Origin of the sequence: Anaerococcus sp. Marseille-P3625 (assembly GCF_900232825.1) — a bacterium.
GTDB lineage: Bacteria > Bacillota > Clostridia > Tissierellales > Peptoniphilaceae > Anaerococcus.
Genome location: NZ_OCTP01000011.1, coordinates 754,014 through 769,684 on the forward strand (window position 1 = coordinate 754,014; position 15,671 = coordinate 769,684).

A 15,671-nucleotide genomic window follows, 5' to 3' on the forward strand; every position below is an offset into this window, starting at 1 on the left:
AGGCTCTTCTCGGAGCTTCGCTCCTGCGACCATTCCATGGAGGGTCCTCCTCTAGCCAGGCAAATATGCCTTGACTTGGCATATTTGCCCCGAAAACTTAGTGCGGAAGCACGGGAGAGTCTACTTTAAGTAGACGAGTTTTCGTACGGGCTTTATTGTTGTTCGATAAGTCCTCTAACTTCTATTACTGGTAACGTATATATTATACCCTTATTTTCATCTTTTAGTTGCATTTGTTCATAGATTTCATTTTTTATTTGATCTGCTAGTTCTGTTTTTACTAGCATTATTACTAGATCTTTTTCTTCTTCTATGTTCATGTTAAATAGGATTGATTTTACTTCTTTGGCTGAGCCTCGTCCGTGTACTAGGCTTGCACCTCTTGCGCCGTTTTCTTGGGCAATTTGAACTGCTTTTTGGCCTTCGTGTCTATCTACAATTACATATAATGCTACATATTCTAAATTCATTTTGACCTCATCCTCAATTCTATATTCAAGGGGCGATGTAAAGGCTATGGCTGTGTTGGTTTTTTTGATTTCCTTGTTTAATTCTCTAAGTAAATCCCTTGCATCTTCTTCATCTAATATAGCCATTACTATTTCTTTTTTTATTTTATCAACGTGGAGCATATTTTCTATATGTCCCTTGCTTAAACCGTAACCGTAAAAGCAAGTTATGGCGCTTGCTCCATTTTTATCTAATAAATTCATGAAGTCGCTTCCCTTGCCTCTAGGTAGTATTACTCTTAATAATTCTTTCATTAATTCCTCCCCTTATAAAGGTAACCCATAATCATTATCGTCAGTACCGGCATCATGGCTACAAAGGATATTACACCAAATCCATCTGCCACATTTCCAGCTACTCCTTGGCAGAAGGCTAAGATAAAGGTTGCCGTCATTGGCCCTGATGCAACTCCTCCTGAGTCAAAGGCAATGCCCACAAATAGTTGGGGAACTTTTCTTGAAATAATTAGGGATAATAAAAATCCTGGAACTATTACCATCCATAGGCTAAAGGCATTTGTTTTGATCCTTATTACTGCAAGCATTACTGCAAGGGCAACTCCTATAGATAGGGCTTTTAAGATATTTCTTTTTGGAATTGAACCACCCGTAACATCTTCTACTTGTTCAGCTAAAACTGCAACTGCTGGTTCTGCCAAAACTACCAATAAGCCTAGTACAAAGCCTATTAGTGGCAAAATTTTATAATCTCTTAGAGATTCTCCAAAAACTCTTGCAAGATCCATAAAGCCTGCTTCTACGGATATCAAAAATAAAATAAGTCCAAAATAAGTATAGATAAGTCCTAAAAGAATTTCCTTAAACTCGTCTTTTTCCATTTTGAAATATTTGTGGTTCATGGTAAAAAACACCAAAGAAAGTGGCAAAATTGCAAGACTTGCATTGATTATTCCAGAAATTATTATGGAGACTTCTTCATGGCCTGCTATTTCTATTTGTCCAGTTTGTGTGAAAAGACTCATCAATAAAGCTGCAAGGATAGGACCTGCTGAGGCCATTCCTACAAGGCCAAAAGAGTTTTCTTCTCCATGTTCTCCTTTAAGATTTGCCACTCCAAGGCCAAGGGCAATGATAAATGGCGTTGTCATAGCTCCTGTCGTTGCTCCTGAAGCATCAAAGGCTATGGCATGGGAAATATTATCTGTAATAGCCATTAGTCCAAAAATAATAAGATAAACTATCCACATAAGTTTGGATATGGAAATTTCTTTAAAAATCCTATAAAGGCCAATGGCAATCATAACTCCTACTCCTGCGGAAATAATTGCTACTATAAACCAAGAGTTTAGGGATAGTTCTAGTGAAACTTCATTGGCAAGAATCAACAAATCTGGTTCTGCCATTGATATTATAAATCCAAGAAAAAGTCCGAATATTAGTACCTTGCTTATTTTGTCAAATCTTCCCAAAAAATCTCCCATCATAGTTCCGATTTTGGAAACAGATAGGTCTATGCCTGATAGAAATATCGAAAGTCCTAGAATTACTCCCAAGGATCCCAAAACAAATTTGATAAGTAGATAGCTTTCCACTTTTACAAAAATATTTAGTATAAAAACTAAAATCACAATAGGTATTACTGCTTTGGAGTTATCTTTTAAATATTCAACAAATATAATTTACTCCTTTCTTTTAAAAATAAAGAGGCAATCTTTCGATCGTCTCTTTACAAATCCTATATTTTTACTATATATTAATTAGCAGTATTTATTGCTTGGCTAGCAGTAATTATTGCAATTTCATATACATCTTCAGCTGAACAACCACGAGAAAGGTCATTTACTGGAGCATTTAAACCTTGGAGTATTGGGCCTAAAGCTTTATATCCGCCTAATCTTTGAGCTATTTTATAGCCAATATTTCCTGCTTGTAGGTCTGGGAATATAAATACATTGGCATGACCTGCTACTTCAGATTTTGGCACTTTATTTTTTGCTGTAATTGGATCTATGGCAGCATCAAATTGCAATTCTCCATCTAATGGTACATTTGGATCTATTTCATGGGCTTTTTTTGTTGCCTTGGAAACTTTATCAACTAAATCGTGGCGAGCAGAGCCTTTGGTTGAGAAAGATAAAAGAGCTACTTTTGGATCTATACCAAAAGACTTAGCTGTATAAGCGGTTTCTATTGCAACTTCCGCCATTTCTTGAGATTCGAGAGTTATATTTACAGCTGTATCTGCAAAAACGTATTGTTCTCCATTTGGTCCAATCATTATCATTATTCCAGATACTCTTGAAATTCCAGGTACGGTTTTGATAATTTGTAGGGCTGGTCTGATTGTATCACCTGTTGTTCCAATAGCACCAGAAACCATTCCATCTGCAAGGCCAGCTTTTACAAGCATAACTCCGTAGTAGTTGTTATCTTTTTTTAGCAGATATTCAGCATCCATCTTTGTAGCTTTGCCTTTTCTAGCTTCGACAAATTTTTCTACAAGAAGGTTAAAATTATCATCATAATTAGGGTCAATTATTTGAAGATCTCCAAGTTTTAAGTTATTTTCATCAGCAACTTTTTGTATTTGTCCCTTATCTCCAAGAACTATTGGAATGAGAAGTCCGTCTTCCTTGTGCCTAATAGCGGCTTCTAAGATTCTTGGATCTTTACCTTCTGGGAAAACAATTTTTAAGTTTTTGCCTTTTATTGAATCAGTTGCCATCTGTAAAATTGTTGAATTTGACATAAGTCCTCCTAAGTTTCTTTGTAATTACTAATTTTATTATACCCAATATTAACCTATCTTTAATCAATTATTATCTATAAAATTCTATTTGCTTAAAAATTTTCCTTTAGCTCTATTTAAGGCATCTACTTCGTTTTTTGAAAGCTCTTGTTTAGAGTTGCCATTGGTGATTTCTTTTACATAAAAGTTTGTCCCTTTATCGGCATAAAGGCTGGTAAAAATAACACCGTTGTGGTATGTGTCAAGCATACATAGGGAAAAAGAAAGTTCACCACTTTGACCTTGGAAAGCATCATAATGAACAACTGCAATTTTGCTAATAGCACCCATAGTTTTATCGCTTGTTTCCATTGAACGTTGGTCTACTGATTTTAGTTGTAAATTTGAGGATTCTATCTGATCATTTAAGTTGAGCAAAAGCTCTTCAATATTTAGATCTTCTCGAGTTCCCCTAAGCAAATGGTCGTATCTTTGTTTTTGTCTTCGTAATTTGTTGTTTACGGTATGAATCATGGCAAATTCAATTATGGAGATTAGGCCCAAAATTCCCAAAATAACATATACTGTTGTCATTTTTTCCTTCTTTCAATAATTTTTGTATTTTTCTTGTGCAAATTATTTGCTAAATTAATATACTTATCAAGATCGATTTTTTCATCAAAATTTTCTAAATTTAATGTAATGGTTGGAAGAGCTGAAATAATTGTTTGTTTAAGAATATCATTGGCAATTTGTCCATCTGTTATGGTGGAAATTTTTCCAAATTCTAAGTAAAATTTCAAAATCTCTAAAGCCTTGATATTCGTATCAATCATAGCAAGCAAAGGCTTACTAGCATTATAATAATCTTTTTCTAATGCTTGGCCTTCTATAATTTTTCCCATCAAATAAGCAAAATTGTCAACATCATCTTGTGCATTTAAGGATAAGCTTTCTGATAATTTTAAAATTTCTTCTTTGTTAATCTCTGCTTGATCTTTCTTTTCTTTCCAAGATTTTTTATCCATCATCAAGATTAAATTTAAAGCTAGGTTGCTTATAATGATTAAAATCGCACCCCCACCAGGATTGGCATCAGATTTTCTTGCTTGCTTTAGCAAAGTTTCCAAATCAAAGCTTGATAGATTTTTCTTATAATTTTTCATAAATTTTTTCTAGATCTTCTATGCTGTAACAATCAATTGTTAGCTTGTAATTTTTGCCAGCTTTCGCAATAGTTACCTTGGAAGATAATTTATCCATGAATTTTTCTGTCAAATCTTCTAGCAAAATATCGTCAAGGTTAGGTGATTGAGTACTATTTTCACTGGCAGCTTCCGTCATTTTTTTCTCTTTTATTTTCCTTTTTTCTACCTTTCTTATGTTAGTAGAGCCGTTAATAAAATCATTAAGTGTTAAAGATCTAAGGTTGCCATCTTCAATTGATAAAAGTGTTCTTGCTTGACTAGGAGAGATTTGACCCTTATCTAAGGCTCTTTTTTCAACATCATAAAGATTTAATAATCTCATGGTATTTGCTATATAAGATCTGGATTTGCCCATGGTTTTTGCAATCTCTTCTTGTGTTAAATTATATTGGCTTGAAAGTTTTTTGTAAGCGTTGGCTTCTTCTAGAACTTTTAGGTCCTCTCTTTGGATATTTTCTACCAAGGATAAAACTTCTACATCTTTTTCTTCGTAATCTTTAAGGATTGCATCTATGGTATTAAGGCCTAGTTTTTTTACTGCCCTAAACCTGCGTTCACCTGCAACTATCTCGTAAGTGTCATTATTTTTTCTTACTACAATTGGATTTAATAGCCCGTACTTTTCAATAGATTGTGCTAAATCATCGATAGATTCGTCGTCAAAAGATTTCCTCGGTTGGTTATCTCTAGCTTGAATTTTTTCTATATCAAGTTCCATAATCTCTTTGCTGCTTTTCTCTTTTACTATTTCTTTATTTGCAACCGGGTCTGTTTGAAATAGTTTATTAGTTTTTTTGTTAGGATCTTCAGGTATTAAGGAATGTAAACCACGGCCAAGGCTTCTTCTGTTAGTCATTTATTATCTCACTTTCTTTTTTTATTATTTCATCAGCTAGCATCATATAAGCAAGTGCTCCTTGAGAATCTGGGTCGTATTGTATGGTCGAAAGTCCGTGACTTGGTGATTCTGCAAGCCTTGGAGTTCTTGGAATCATAACTTTAAATACTTTTGATTTAAAGTAATTTTTTATCTCTTCGACAACTTCATAAGATAAAAAAGTCCTTTTATCAAACATGGTCAATAAAACACCTTCGATTTCCAAATCTTTGTTTAGTTGATTTTTTACAAGACTAAAAGTATTCATTAGCTCACTTACACCTTCTAAGGCATAATATTCAGTCTGCACTGGCGCAAGTATTGAATCGCTTGCAACTAATGCATTTATTGATAAAAGCCCAAGAGATGGTGGACAATCAATTAGCACATAGTCGTAAGATTTTTTCCTTATTTCTTCCATAATTTCTTTAAGCTCTTGAGTTCTCTCATAAGGATCCAGGTCTACAAGTTCCACTTCTATACCAGATAGGGCAGGCTGTGAAGTTATTATGTCTACCCCAACTTCAGTCGTGCTAATATATTTGTCGATGTCTTCAATTTCATATATGGCAGTATTTTCCTCTATCTTTTCTATCTCTTCTTCTTTTATCGAGTCTTTATTAGCTTCTTCATCGTCGCTATTGCCTTTTTGAGGTTCTGTTTCTTCATTATTTTCTTTTAGGGGCTCTTGTTTATCTTCTTTAATTTCTTCACCAGTGTTTTCAATATTATTTTCATTCGAACTTTCAGCTTGTCCAGCTTCTTCAGCATCTACACTTACGGCCATTGTTTTCTTTTCTGTCAAATCACAAAACAGGTCATAGATAGAATTTTCAATGCTGAATTTATCCAAGCCAAAACCTGAAGTTGTGTTGGCTTGCGGATCCATGTCGATTACCAAAACTTTTTTATTTAGGTAAGTTAGGGCAACTGACAAATTTACTACAGTTGTAGTTTTCCCTACTCCGCCTTTTTGATTAAATACCGATATTACTTTCATACACACCTCTCATTATTAGTATAGCCATATCAAGAGCATAATTTTTTATTCTTTGTCTTATAAGGTTTCGATCGCCGGATAGTTTAAAATATCTGATGTTAACTTTACCATTATAATAAATTCCTACATAAACTTCACCCTTATGGGCATATCCAGTTGTAGCTATACACAAGTTACTATTTGTAATTTTATTTAGTCCTAAAGCCATCTCTCTTACGACTTCTTTACTAACAACAGTATACTCCTTAATTGTTTCACATGAAACATTTAGAATTTTTTCTTTTGTATCGTTGGCATATGTTACGTAAGATTCTTTTAAAACATCGCTTGCTCCTGGAATATCTATTATAGAAGAAGCTATTAGTCCACCAGTAATTGATTCGGCGGTAGAGACAAATTCGTTTCTATCTCTTAAAAGATTAATTAGAACTTCTTCTTTTCTAATATTTTCACTTGTTATAACAAAAGGGTTAAGTTTATTTTCTACTAAATCTAGACCTTCTTTAATTTTTTTATCTACATCTTCTTCGCTTTTTCCCATTGCTGAAATTCTCAATAAAGGGCCTTGATCGCTTACGTAAGGGCTAATGGTTGGATTGCTTTTATTAAGATCAATTCTTCTAGCCATATCCCATTCTTCCAAAAGTCCAGTTTTTACAAAAACAGATTTTAAAAAAGCTTCTTTATGTAAATATTTCATCAATTCATTTTCAAACATTGGGACCATTTCCTTTGGTGGTCCAGGGAGCAAAACGTATTTGGTTTTAGATTTTGACATTATAATACAACCTGGTGCAGTTCCAACTTTGTTTTTTAAAATGATTGCAGATTTTGGAAATTTAGCCTGCTTAATATTTTCTTTGGCTTTAAATTCATCGTTGTTAAAAAACTTTAAAATTTCTTGGTAGCTATTTTGATCAACTTGAACCTCGTTAGATAATTCACAAAGGTCAATTGCCACTTCCTTAGTGATATCATCAGCAGTCGGCCCTAGACCACCGGTCGTAAATACGTAATCGACTTTGCCATCAACTTCTTTCATGGCTTCATAAAGTCTCTTATAATTATCGCCTATGGTTTCCATTTTATATAAGTTGATGCCAAGGTCCGCTAGTTTTTCTGCTATGAATTTTGAATTTGTATCTGTTATAGTTCCTAGTAAAATTTCTGTTCCTATAGAAAAAATTTGTGCATCCATAATTACTCCATTCTAAAGTATTATACCATTAAATTATCTTAACAAAAAAGTCATCTAATTAGATGACTTAATGATTTTTTTAATTATTATAAAGCTTATAAATATGCAAACAAAACCTATAATAAATACAAGACTTGCCAAGTTTTGATTGATGCTTAAAATTAACGCCAGAAAATTATTTACCATGTGGATTAAAATGGAGTCGAGAATATTTTTCCTGTAATAATAAACTATTGCCAAAATAAGAGCCATTACAAAAGTGTTCACTCCTTGGAGGATATTAAAATGATAAATTCCAAACAAAAGGGCTGTGGATAATATAGCAAATTTATAATCAAAGATCCTATTAATTTCCTCAAACAAAATCCCTCTAAATATAAGTTCTTCGGTTATTGGAGCTAAAATTACTATAACTAAGAAAGTTAAGAAAAATCCACTTGAAAAGTTTGAAACTTCTTCAAGAGTTTCCAGGGTCCTGGTTATAGTTGGTAAATCTTTTAAAAAGTATAATAAAATACTTACAAGAATGTTTCCTAGGGAAAAAACGCCAAAGCCAATTACAATCATTTTCCAAAAATCTTTTTTTACTGATGATTTTATATAAGGAGTTTTTTCCGATCTCTTATAGATTATAGGTATTATTATGATTCCTCTTATGATTTGCCCTAGCAAAAGTTGATACTTAATGTCAAGAGTTTCCTTTTTTATTTGCCCATAAATTTGAATTACTTTGGCAGCCAGTAACTCTGAAAAAAATACAAAGCCTGCTAGTAAAATTATTATTCCTAAGAATTTTAAAATTTTTTTCATATTTTCCCTAAACTTATTATTTCAATGGCTTTGTCTTTGGCAGATTTTTTCCTCTAGGATATTTGTTATTTGTCGGGTGGATTTTTTTAACTACGATATTTGCTCTCTCATTGCCCGATAAATCAAATCTTTCTATATCTATAACTTTTCCGCCTAAAATTTTTATAGCATTTTTTGCTTCTTCCAATTCTTCATCTGCCTTTGGTCCTTTAAGGGCGATAAAAATTCCGCCCACTTTTACAAAGGGTAGGCAAAGCTCTGATAGGGTTGTCATGTTTGCAACAGCTCTTGAAACGACCACATCATATTTTTCTCTATTATCTTTGGCAAAATCTTCGGCTCTTGCGTGAATGGCTCTAGCGTTTTTTAGATCGATTTTTTCAATTGCTTGGTTCATAAAATTAACTTTTTTATTTACACTGTCTATAAGAGTAAGGTCGATTTTCTTTTCAATGGCCAGTGGGATCCCAGGAAAACCAGCTCCAGATCCTATATCTAAAACTTTGTCATTTTCCTTTATCAGATCAAGAACGCTTAGGGAATCTTCTATGTGTTTTATTTTTATCTGGTCAACATCTGTAATGGTCGTAAGATTTGTATGGGCATTTACTTCTAACAAATAATCTATGAAAATTTTGTATTGGTCTTTTTTATCCACTTACTTCTCCAGTCTTTAGTCTAATTAAAAGTACGTTTATATCCGCCGGGCTTACTCCAGAAATACGACTGGCTTGGCCGATTGAATCTGGTTTTATTTCGTTTAGCTTTATTGCCGCTTCTTTTTTTAGTCCAGAAACATTTAGATAGTCAAAATCTTTTGGCAATTTCTTTTTCTCAAGCTTTTTAAATTTCTCAATATCTGCCATTTGCTTAGCAATATAGCCTTCATATTTTATTTCGGTTTGAGTTTGAATTTGTTGAAATTTTGGAAGAATCGGTCTATCAGGATCAAAGACTGATATTTTCTCATAATCAATTTCCGGTCTTTTTAATAAGTCGTAAAGAGTAAGGCCTGTTACGAGAGGATTTGAGCCTAGGTCTTTTAATTTTTCATTAGTTTCCTTAGTAGGGGTGAGCATGATATTTTTTAGTCTATTTTTTTCATCTTCAATAGCCTTATATTTATCGAGCATTTTTTGGTAACGTTCTTCATCTGCCAAACCAATCTTGTAAGCTTTTTCAGTTAGTCTATAATCAGCATTGTCTTGGCGAAGGGTAAGGCGATATTCGCAACGACTTGTCATCATCCTATAAGGTTCGTTTGTTCCCTCAGTTACTAAGTCGTCAATCAAAACTCCAATGTAAGCATCAGACCTATCCAAAATAAAAGGATCTTCGCCTTTTATTTTTAAGGCTGCATTAATTCCTGCAATAATTCCCTGACCTGCTGCTTCTTCGTAACCACTTGAGCCGTTAATTTGACCTGCAAAATATAATCCTTGGTAGGCTTTGCTTTCCAAAGTCAAATTTAATTCTCTGGTGTCAATCATGTCGTATTCTATGGCGTAAGCTGGTCGCATGATTTTTACATTTTCCAAACCTAAAATCGTCTTATAAAAATCCATTTGCACTTCTTGTGGCAAAGAAGAAGACACTCCTTGAACGTAAATTTCATCTGTTGATAAAGATTCTGGTTCAAGAAAAACTTGGTGAATATCTCTATCTGGAAATCTCATCATCTTATCTTCAATAGAAGGGCAATATCTAGGACCGATTCCTTTGACCTTGCCGCCGTAGATAGGGGAGCGGTCGATGTTTTCCATAATGATTTCTTTTGTTTGTGGGCTGGTGTAGGTTAGATAGCAATCGTATTGTTTGCGAGCTGAAAAATCGCAGCCTTCATTTGCAAAAGAAAAAGGTATCACTTCGGCATCTCCTGCTTGAACATGAGTTTTTGAAAAATCGATCGATTTTTTGTCAACTCTTGCAGGAGTTCCAGTTTTAAATCTTCTGAGTTTAAAACCCATTTCCTCTAGACAATCAGAAAGATAAGTTGCTGCTGATAGACCATGAGGACCTGAAACTTTTTCAAAATCACCGATAAGGATTTTTCCATTTAGATAAGTGCCAGTACAAATTATCAAAGCCTTGCAAGGAAAAATTGCTCCTTGGATTGTTTCACATGAAACAATTTTTCCGTTCTCGTAATTTATCTTGTCGACTTCTTGTTCAAAAATGTCGATGTTTTCTTCATCTTCCAAAACTTTTTTCATGGCTTCGTGATATTTTCTCTTGTCAGCTTGCACTCTTAGGGAATGAACCGCAGGCCCTTTGGATGTGTTTAACATTCTTGATTGGATAAAAGTTTGGTCGATTACTTTTGCCATTTGTCCACCTAGAGCGTCAATTTCACGAACCAAATGTCCCTTGCCAGTTCCTCCAATGTTTGGATTGCAAGGCATATCTGCAATTGATTCTAATGATGTTGTTAATATTAAAGTGTCCATGCCAAGGCGAGCAGAAGCTAAAGCTGCTTCACAACCTGCATGGCCAGCTCCTACGACGACCACATCGTAGGCTTTTTGTATATATTTATTTTCCAACGCAAAACTCCTTAAATACCTTATCCATAATTTCATCTGAGACGGATTCGCCAATTATTAGTCCCAAATCTTTGTAGGAACTTCTTAGGTCAACTTCAACAGCGTCAAGTGAAATTCCTCTTTTTATATCTTCTAGTGAATTGTCTAGTTTTTCATCGGCAGATTTTAATAATCTCTCGTGACGAGTATTGGTTATGATTAGCGACTCTCGGTTAATAACTTTGGTGTCAAATATATCTTGAATCTTTTCTTCCAATTCTTCAATGCCAATATTTTCTTTCATTGAAGTTTCTATTATTGGTAAGTCCAATTCTTCCATATAAAATTTATTGGCAAGGTCTGTTTTATTTAAAATAACTATGGCATTTTTGCCTTTGATTAATTCTAAGATTTTTTCATCTTCGCTGTCAAACTCTCTGGATCTGTCAAAAATTGCAATAATAAGATCAGACGATTTGGAAAGTTCTATTGATTTATCAACCCCAATCTTTTCTACCAAATCATCCGTATCGCGAATGCCTGCTGTGTCGTTAATCTTTAGGGTAAAAGATCCTAGACTTATATATTCACTGATGGAATCTCTGGTCGTTCCAGGAATATCTGTAACGATGGCGCGATTTTCTTTTAGCAGGGCATTAAGTAGGGAAGACTTGCCAACATTTGGCTTTCCGATTATCGTTGTGTTTATTCCATCTTTTATAATCTTGCCCTTATTGGAAGTGCTTAATAATTTTTTGATTTTTTTATCCGCTTCTTCCATATAGGAAATAATTTCATCTGGAGGAAGGTCTTCGCCATCTTCTGTAAAATTAATAGAATATTCCAAACGAGAAAGTGCTTCCAAAAGATCTTTTCTAATTTTCCCTATTTCATCTCTTAGCAAACCATTTAATTGATTGATGCCCTGAGCTTGGGATAATTCGTTGGTAGAATTAATTATGTCTAAGACTGCTTCAGCTTGGGATAGATCGATTCTTCCATTAAGAAAAGCACGCTTGGTAAATTCTCCTGGCTCGGCAAGAGTCGCTCCCTTATCCAAAAGTAAGTTAAGGATTTTTTTTACAGAAATAAAAGAGCCGTGGCAATTTATTTCTACTATATCTTCTCTAGTAAAAGTTTTTGGAGCCGCCATGAAATTTACCATGACCTCGTCGATAATCTCTTCACCATCGATGATGTTTCCGTAACGCATTTTGCGATTGTCTTTGATCTTATCTATTGGTCCACCGTGAATGGGACTAAAAATTTGATCGATAATTTCCTTTGACTTATCTCCACTCATCCTCACAATGGATATACCACCTGTACCTTGAGGAGTGGAAATAGCTGCTATTGTTTTCTCACTCATATATTTTCCTTTCTTAGTAAGCTAGTAATCCACTACTTTCACTAGTGGTTCTTAACATTAAGATTATAGTGGAAATGCCGATAAAGTCAATCTTGTTTTTCAAATTTATGGGAGATTTTAAATGATTTATAGATAAAAATACCAGGATCTTTTCAAAAAATAGTACAATGATAAAAAGGAGTTTAATATGGCTTATAAAATTTTGATAATCGACTTAGAAAATGAAAATACAAGATTGGAATATGTGGAGGATGAAATTTCAAATTTTTACCTAGGGGGGCTGGGACTTTCCTATTACTATTTATCCCAAAATCCTAAAACAAATCCTTTTATGGTTTTTACTTCCGCAATAATTTCATATCCCAATCCTATATGCAAATACATAATAATGGCAAAAGATGAATCTGGAAATATTTCCTACGGAACTTTGGGAGGAAATTTTTCTTATTATCTAAAAACAAATTCTTACGACGGTTTAGTTTTACTTGGAAAAGCAAAAGATAAAAAAGAAATTTTTATCGATGCTAATACCTTTATTAGAAATTATGAGAAAGAAAAAGAACCTTCTTTTCAAAATTTAAAAGAAAAATACGGTCAAGATATCTCTTCTATTTATATAAGTAAATCTGCTATCAAAGGCGATAAGCTTTCAAGACTAAGGGTTGATGAATATCAGGGGATTTCTAGAGGACTGGCTAATATTTTGTTGGCAAAAAATGTCGTATCCATAAATGTCAAGAAAAATAATCTTAGAGAAATAAAAACTCCTAAAATCTACGAGGAAAATCCAAACAGAAATTGCCCTGGCTGCCTTTTGGGTTGCTTTGAAAAAAGATACGAGAAAAAAGGAAATATATTTTCTACTAGCGAAATTAATTCAACAAGCGAAAATCAAAAATTAGAAGAAATTAAAAAAATCTTGGATGCCTACGGAATAGATATCTTTGCCCTATCAAGGTCCATAGAATTTGCCTACGAAAATCTAAATCATATTTATAAGTTTAAAAATCTACAAGCAGAAACTTTAGATATGATTTGCAAAAATATAGTAGAAGATAAGAGGGAAGAAATTTATAAAGATCTGATCAAGGGCAGAGATTTTCTAGCAGAAAAATATGGAATCGAAACTACAAGCAAGAAAACTAAAAATAAAAATTCAAATATAGATATAATAGATTCCGCAGGCCTTTGTTTATTTGCAGTAAATCCAAAAGACTTATCAAATATAAGCCAAACCATAAATAAACTTTCTGACAAAAATTATTCAGAAGATGATTTAGAGAATTTAATAAATGAGATAGAAAAAATAAAAAGCAGCCTAAAGTAATTTAAGCTGCTTATCTTCTATTGCTACATGATAATCATAAGTATAATCTTCTAAACTGTCATGGCTTATTAGAATTATCATCCTATCGTCTTTTTCTTTTAGCCACTTATCTAGAAAATCATTTGCATTTTTCCTAGATTTTTTGTCCATCTGAGAAAAAGGTTCATCCAAAATCAAAGTTTGCTTGGCTCTAAGAGTTGATCTTAAAAAGGCGAGTTTTTCTTTTTCTCCACCTGATAGACTTTCTATGTGCTGGTCTAGCAAATTTTCTATGGCAAAAAATTCCAATTCTTTTTTTATATTTTTTGGATTTATATTTACCAATTTGAAGTTATCTCTTGGAGTATTTTTGTAAAGGTAGGGAGCTTGAGCTTGGTAGATAATTTCCTTATCTATATCAATTTCTCCTTTTACAAAAGGGCAAAGGCCCAAAAAAGATTTGAGCAAAGTAGATTTGCCAGCACCGTTTTCTCCGGTTAGGACATATTTATTTCCATCCTCAAAGGTAAATTCTTTTATTTGAAATAATGATTTGCCGTTGATATCAGCTGTAAGATTTTTTAATTTTATCATTATTTCTCCCCCTAATAATCATAGCTAGAAATGAAACTGTTAGAGAAATTGCCATAAGAATAATTCCAAGTTTGATACTCATTTGATAATTGCCCTTGTTATTTTCAAGAACAATGGCAGAGGTTAAAACTCTGGTTTTAAATCTTACATTTCCTCCAACTATCATAACAGCTCCAACTTCTGAAATTGCTCTGCCAAAGCCTGTGATGATTGCAGAGATTACAGAAATCTTAACTTCCTTGAGCAATTGAAAATACATTTTCACTTTAGAAATCTTTAGTCCTAGAGATGTTTCAATAAAAGAGTTTCTAATACTTTCAACTGCTGGGAAAATATTGGCGGTAATAATCGGAGTTACTATCAAAACTTGAGCGATTATTATAACTTTTTCTGTATAAAGCCAAGAAAGATGTCCCAAAACTCCGTTTTTCGAAAATATTAGATAAACCACAACGCCAGCTATAACTGGTGGCAAGGATGTAAATGCATTTGTAATTATCTTTACATATTTGATGAATTTATTGTCATTTAATCCAAGGGTAAAACCCAAAAGGATTGCAATTATTGTCGAAATCAAAGTAGAAATAAAGCAAATCCTAAGGGTTAATACCACTATGGAAAAAATTTCATTCATATTATTCACCTAAGAAAAATAGTGCTTGTCCGTATTTATCTTTTCCGTATTCGCTTATAAGTTTAGCTGCATGATCTCCTAGCATCCAATCTTGGAATTTTTTTGCAACGTCTGGATTTGTTCCCTTAACCTTATCTGGGTTAACAATTATAACTGAATAAACGTTCTTTAGAGAATCTGATTGGTCAACTAAAACTTCAAGGTCTAAATCATTTTCCATTGATAGGAATGTTGATAGGTCTGTTAGAGTGTAAGCTCCATTTTCTGATGCAAATGTTAAAGTTGCACCCATGCCATCGCCTGTTGCTTTGTAGTTATCTTTTTTAGATAATTCGTCAACATTTACTCCAGCTTCTTCCCAAAGTTTTAATTCTTTGTTGTTTGTACCTGATTCATCGCCTCTTGATGCAAATTTTGCATTCTTTTCGTTGATCAAAGCAAATGCTTCTTTGGCATCTTTGCCTTTGATTCCTGCTGGGTCATCTTTTGGTCCAACTATTACAAAGAAGTTGTGCATGAATGGTTTTCTTTCAAGACCGTAACCTTCTTTTACAAATTCTTCTTCTTTAGCTTTTGAGTGTACAAGGATTACATCAGCGTTTCCTGCTTTAGCATCTTCTAAAGCAGCGCCAGTTCCCTTTGATACGATTTCCATATCAAGACCTGTATCTTCTTTAAGAGCATCTCTTAGATATTCCATAAGACCTGAGTCGTTTACAGATGTTGTTGTTGTAAGTTTTACAACATTTTCTTCTTTAGAAGTATCATCTTTAGCATCTTCGTCTTTTTTGTCTTCTTCTTTGTTAGCATCCTCTTTGTTTTCTTGGCTTTGAGATTCTGTTACTTCTGTTTTTGTTTCTTCTTTTGTTTCTTCTTTTTCTTGATTGCCACAACCTGTTGCTATTAGTAAGGTTGCAACTGCAATTAGGTGAAATTTATTTAGTTTCATATTCTT

General features: G+C 33.4%; 16 protein-coding genes. 1 reads left to right on the forward strand and 15 read right to left on the reverse strand.

Features of this window, described 5'->3' with window-relative positions; genetic code table 11:
* Positions 1-152 precede the first annotated feature (152 nt).
* The 12 genes from CS884_RS10670 to mnmE form a co-directional block, all read right to left on the reverse strand.
* Positions 153-764, reverse strand: a complete 612-nt coding sequence (locus CS884_RS10670) for a transcriptional regulator (RefSeq protein WP_180753322.1) — start codon at positions 762-764, stop codon at positions 153-155.
* Entirely contained in the window at positions 764-2,098 is a 1,335-nt protein-coding gene (locus tag CS884_RS08810) for a DUF1538 domain-containing protein (protein WP_257875776.1), read from the reverse strand. The genes CS884_RS10670 and CS884_RS08810 overlap by 1 nt, the downstream gene beginning before the upstream one ends.
* A gap of 125 nt (positions 2,099-2,223) precedes the next feature.
* Positions 2,224-3,219, reverse strand: a complete 996-nt coding sequence (pta, locus tag CS884_RS08815; protein ID WP_099321470.1) for a phosphate acetyltransferase — start codon at positions 3,217-3,219, stop codon at positions 2,224-2,226.
* 84 nt (positions 3,220-3,303) lie between these two features.
* On the reverse strand, positions 3,304-3,792 hold the full coding sequence (locus CS884_RS08820; protein ID WP_099321471.1) for a DUF4446 family protein: 489 nt from the start codon (positions 3,790-3,792) through the stop codon (positions 3,304-3,306).
* Positions 3,789-4,364 (reverse strand): cyclodeaminase/cyclohydrolase family protein, encoded by a 576-nt coding sequence (locus CS884_RS08825; protein WP_099321472.1) that lies wholly within the window; start codon positions 4,362-4,364, stop codon positions 3,789-3,791. The genes CS884_RS08820 and CS884_RS08825 overlap by 4 nt, the downstream gene beginning before the upstream one ends.
* Positions 4,351-5,262 (reverse strand): ParB/RepB/Spo0J family partition protein, encoded by a 912-nt coding sequence (locus CS884_RS08830; RefSeq protein WP_099321473.1) that lies wholly within the window; start codon positions 5,260-5,262, stop codon positions 4,351-4,353. Before CS884_RS08830 ends, CS884_RS08825 begins: the two co-directional genes overlap by 14 nt.
* Positions 5,255-6,283, reverse strand: coding sequence for a ParA family protein (locus tag CS884_RS08835; RefSeq protein WP_099321474.1), 1,029 nt, complete (start codon positions 6,281-6,283; stop codon positions 5,255-5,257). Before CS884_RS08835 ends, CS884_RS08830 begins: the two co-directional genes overlap by 8 nt.
* On the reverse strand, positions 6,261-7,481 hold the full coding sequence (locus CS884_RS08840) for a CinA family nicotinamide mononucleotide deamidase-related protein (RefSeq protein WP_099321475.1): 1,221 nt from the start codon (positions 7,479-7,481) through the stop codon (positions 6,261-6,263). The genes CS884_RS08835 and CS884_RS08840 overlap by 23 nt, the downstream gene beginning before the upstream one ends.
* A gap of 54 nt (positions 7,482-7,535) precedes the next feature.
* Positions 7,536-8,291, reverse strand: a complete 756-nt coding sequence (locus tag CS884_RS08845; protein ID WP_099321476.1) for a CPBP family intramembrane glutamic endopeptidase — start codon at positions 8,289-8,291, stop codon at positions 7,536-7,538.
* Positions 8,292-8,307: 16 nt separating this feature from the next.
* Entirely contained in the window at positions 8,308-8,949 is a 642-nt protein-coding gene (rsmG, locus tag CS884_RS08850; protein WP_099321477.1) for a 16S rRNA (guanine(527)-N(7))-methyltransferase RsmG, read from the reverse strand.
* Positions 8,942-10,834 carry a tRNA uridine-5-carboxymethylaminomethyl(34) synthesis enzyme MnmG gene (mnmG, locus tag CS884_RS08855; protein ID WP_374220160.1) on the reverse strand — a complete coding sequence of 631 codons (1,893 nt, stop codon included), beginning with the start codon at positions 10,832-10,834 and terminating at the stop codon, positions 8,942-8,944. The genes rsmG and mnmG overlap by 8 nt, the downstream gene beginning before the upstream one ends.
* Positions 10,824-12,182: a tRNA uridine-5-carboxymethylaminomethyl(34) synthesis GTPase MnmE gene (gene mnmE / locus CS884_RS08860; protein WP_099321479.1), complete on the reverse strand. Its 1,359-nt coding sequence runs from the start codon at positions 12,180-12,182 to the stop codon at positions 10,824-10,826. The genes mnmG and mnmE overlap by 11 nt, the downstream gene beginning before the upstream one ends.
* A gap of 187 nt (positions 12,183-12,369) precedes the next feature.
* Here mnmE and CS884_RS08865 point away from each other — a divergent pair, with 187 nt between their 5' ends.
* Entirely contained in the window at positions 12,370-13,509 is a 1,140-nt protein-coding gene (locus CS884_RS08865) for an aldehyde ferredoxin oxidoreductase N-terminal domain-containing protein (RefSeq protein ID WP_099321480.1), read from the forward strand.
* Here CS884_RS08865 and CS884_RS08870 read toward each other — a convergent pair.
* Genes CS884_RS08870 through CS884_RS08880 form a run of 3 tightly spaced genes read right to left on the reverse strand, consistent with a single transcriptional unit; the run spans position 13,501 to position 15,665 of the window.
* On the reverse strand, positions 13,501-14,082 hold the full coding sequence (locus CS884_RS08870; RefSeq protein WP_099321481.1) for an energy-coupling factor ABC transporter ATP-binding protein: 582 nt from the start codon (positions 14,080-14,082) through the stop codon (positions 13,501-13,503). The genes CS884_RS08865 and CS884_RS08870 overlap by 9 nt on opposite strands.
* On the reverse strand, positions 14,054-14,716 hold the full coding sequence (locus CS884_RS08875) for an ABC transporter permease (RefSeq protein WP_099321482.1): 663 nt from the start codon (positions 14,714-14,716) through the stop codon (positions 14,054-14,056). The genes CS884_RS08870 and CS884_RS08875 overlap by 29 nt, the downstream gene beginning before the upstream one ends.
* A gap of 1 nt (position 14,717) precedes the next feature.
* Positions 14,718-15,665, reverse strand: a complete 948-nt coding sequence (locus CS884_RS08880; protein ID WP_099321483.1) for a substrate-binding domain-containing protein — start codon at positions 15,663-15,665, stop codon at positions 14,718-14,720.
* Positions 15,666-15,671 lie beyond the last annotated feature (6 nt).

Coding starts and splice junctions, on each gene's coding strand:
- CS884_RS10670 (WP_180753322.1), bottom strand. CDS start 764: ATGAAAGAATTATTAAGAGTAATACTACCTAGAGGCAAGGGAAGCGAC.
- pta (WP_099321470.1), bottom strand. CDS start 3,219: ATGTCAAATTCAACAATTTTACAGATGGCAACTGATTCAATAAAAGGC.
- CS884_RS08820 (WP_099321471.1), bottom strand. CDS start 3,792: ATGACAACAGTATATGTTATTTTGGGAATTTTGGGCCTAATCTCCATA.
- CS884_RS08825 (WP_099321472.1), bottom strand. CDS start 4,364: ATGAAAAATTATAAGAAAAATCTATCAAGCTTTGATTTGGAAACTTTG.
- CS884_RS08830 (WP_099321473.1), bottom strand. CDS start 5,262: ATGACTAACAGAAGAAGCCTTGGCCGTGGTTTACATTCCTTAATACCT.
- CS884_RS08835 (WP_099321474.1), bottom strand. CDS start 6,283: ATGAAAGTAATATCGGTATTTAATCAAAAAGGCGGAGTAGGGAAAACT.
- CS884_RS08840 (WP_099321475.1), bottom strand. CDS start 7,481: ATGGATGCACAAATTTTTTCTATAGGAACAGAAATTTTACTAGGAACT.
- CS884_RS08845 (WP_099321476.1), bottom strand. CDS start 8,291: ATGAAAAAAATTTTAAAATTCTTAGGAATAATAATTTTACTAGCAGGC.
- mnmE (WP_099321479.1), bottom strand. CDS start 12,182: ATGAGTGAGAAAACAATAGCAGCTATTTCCACTCCTCAAGGTACAGGT.
- CS884_RS08865 (WP_099321480.1), top strand. CDS start 12,370: ATGGCTTATAAAATTTTGATAATCGACTTAGAAAATGAAAATACAAGA.
- CS884_RS08870 (WP_099321481.1), bottom strand. CDS start 14,082: ATGATAAAATTAAAAAATCTTACAGCTGATATCAACGGCAAATCATTA.
- CS884_RS08875 (WP_099321482.1), bottom strand. CDS start 14,716: ATGAATGAAATTTTTTCCATAGTGGTATTAACCCTTAGGATTTGCTTT.
- CS884_RS08880 (WP_099321483.1), bottom strand. CDS start 15,665: ATGAAACTAAATAAATTTCACCTAATTGCAGTTGCAACCTTACTAATA.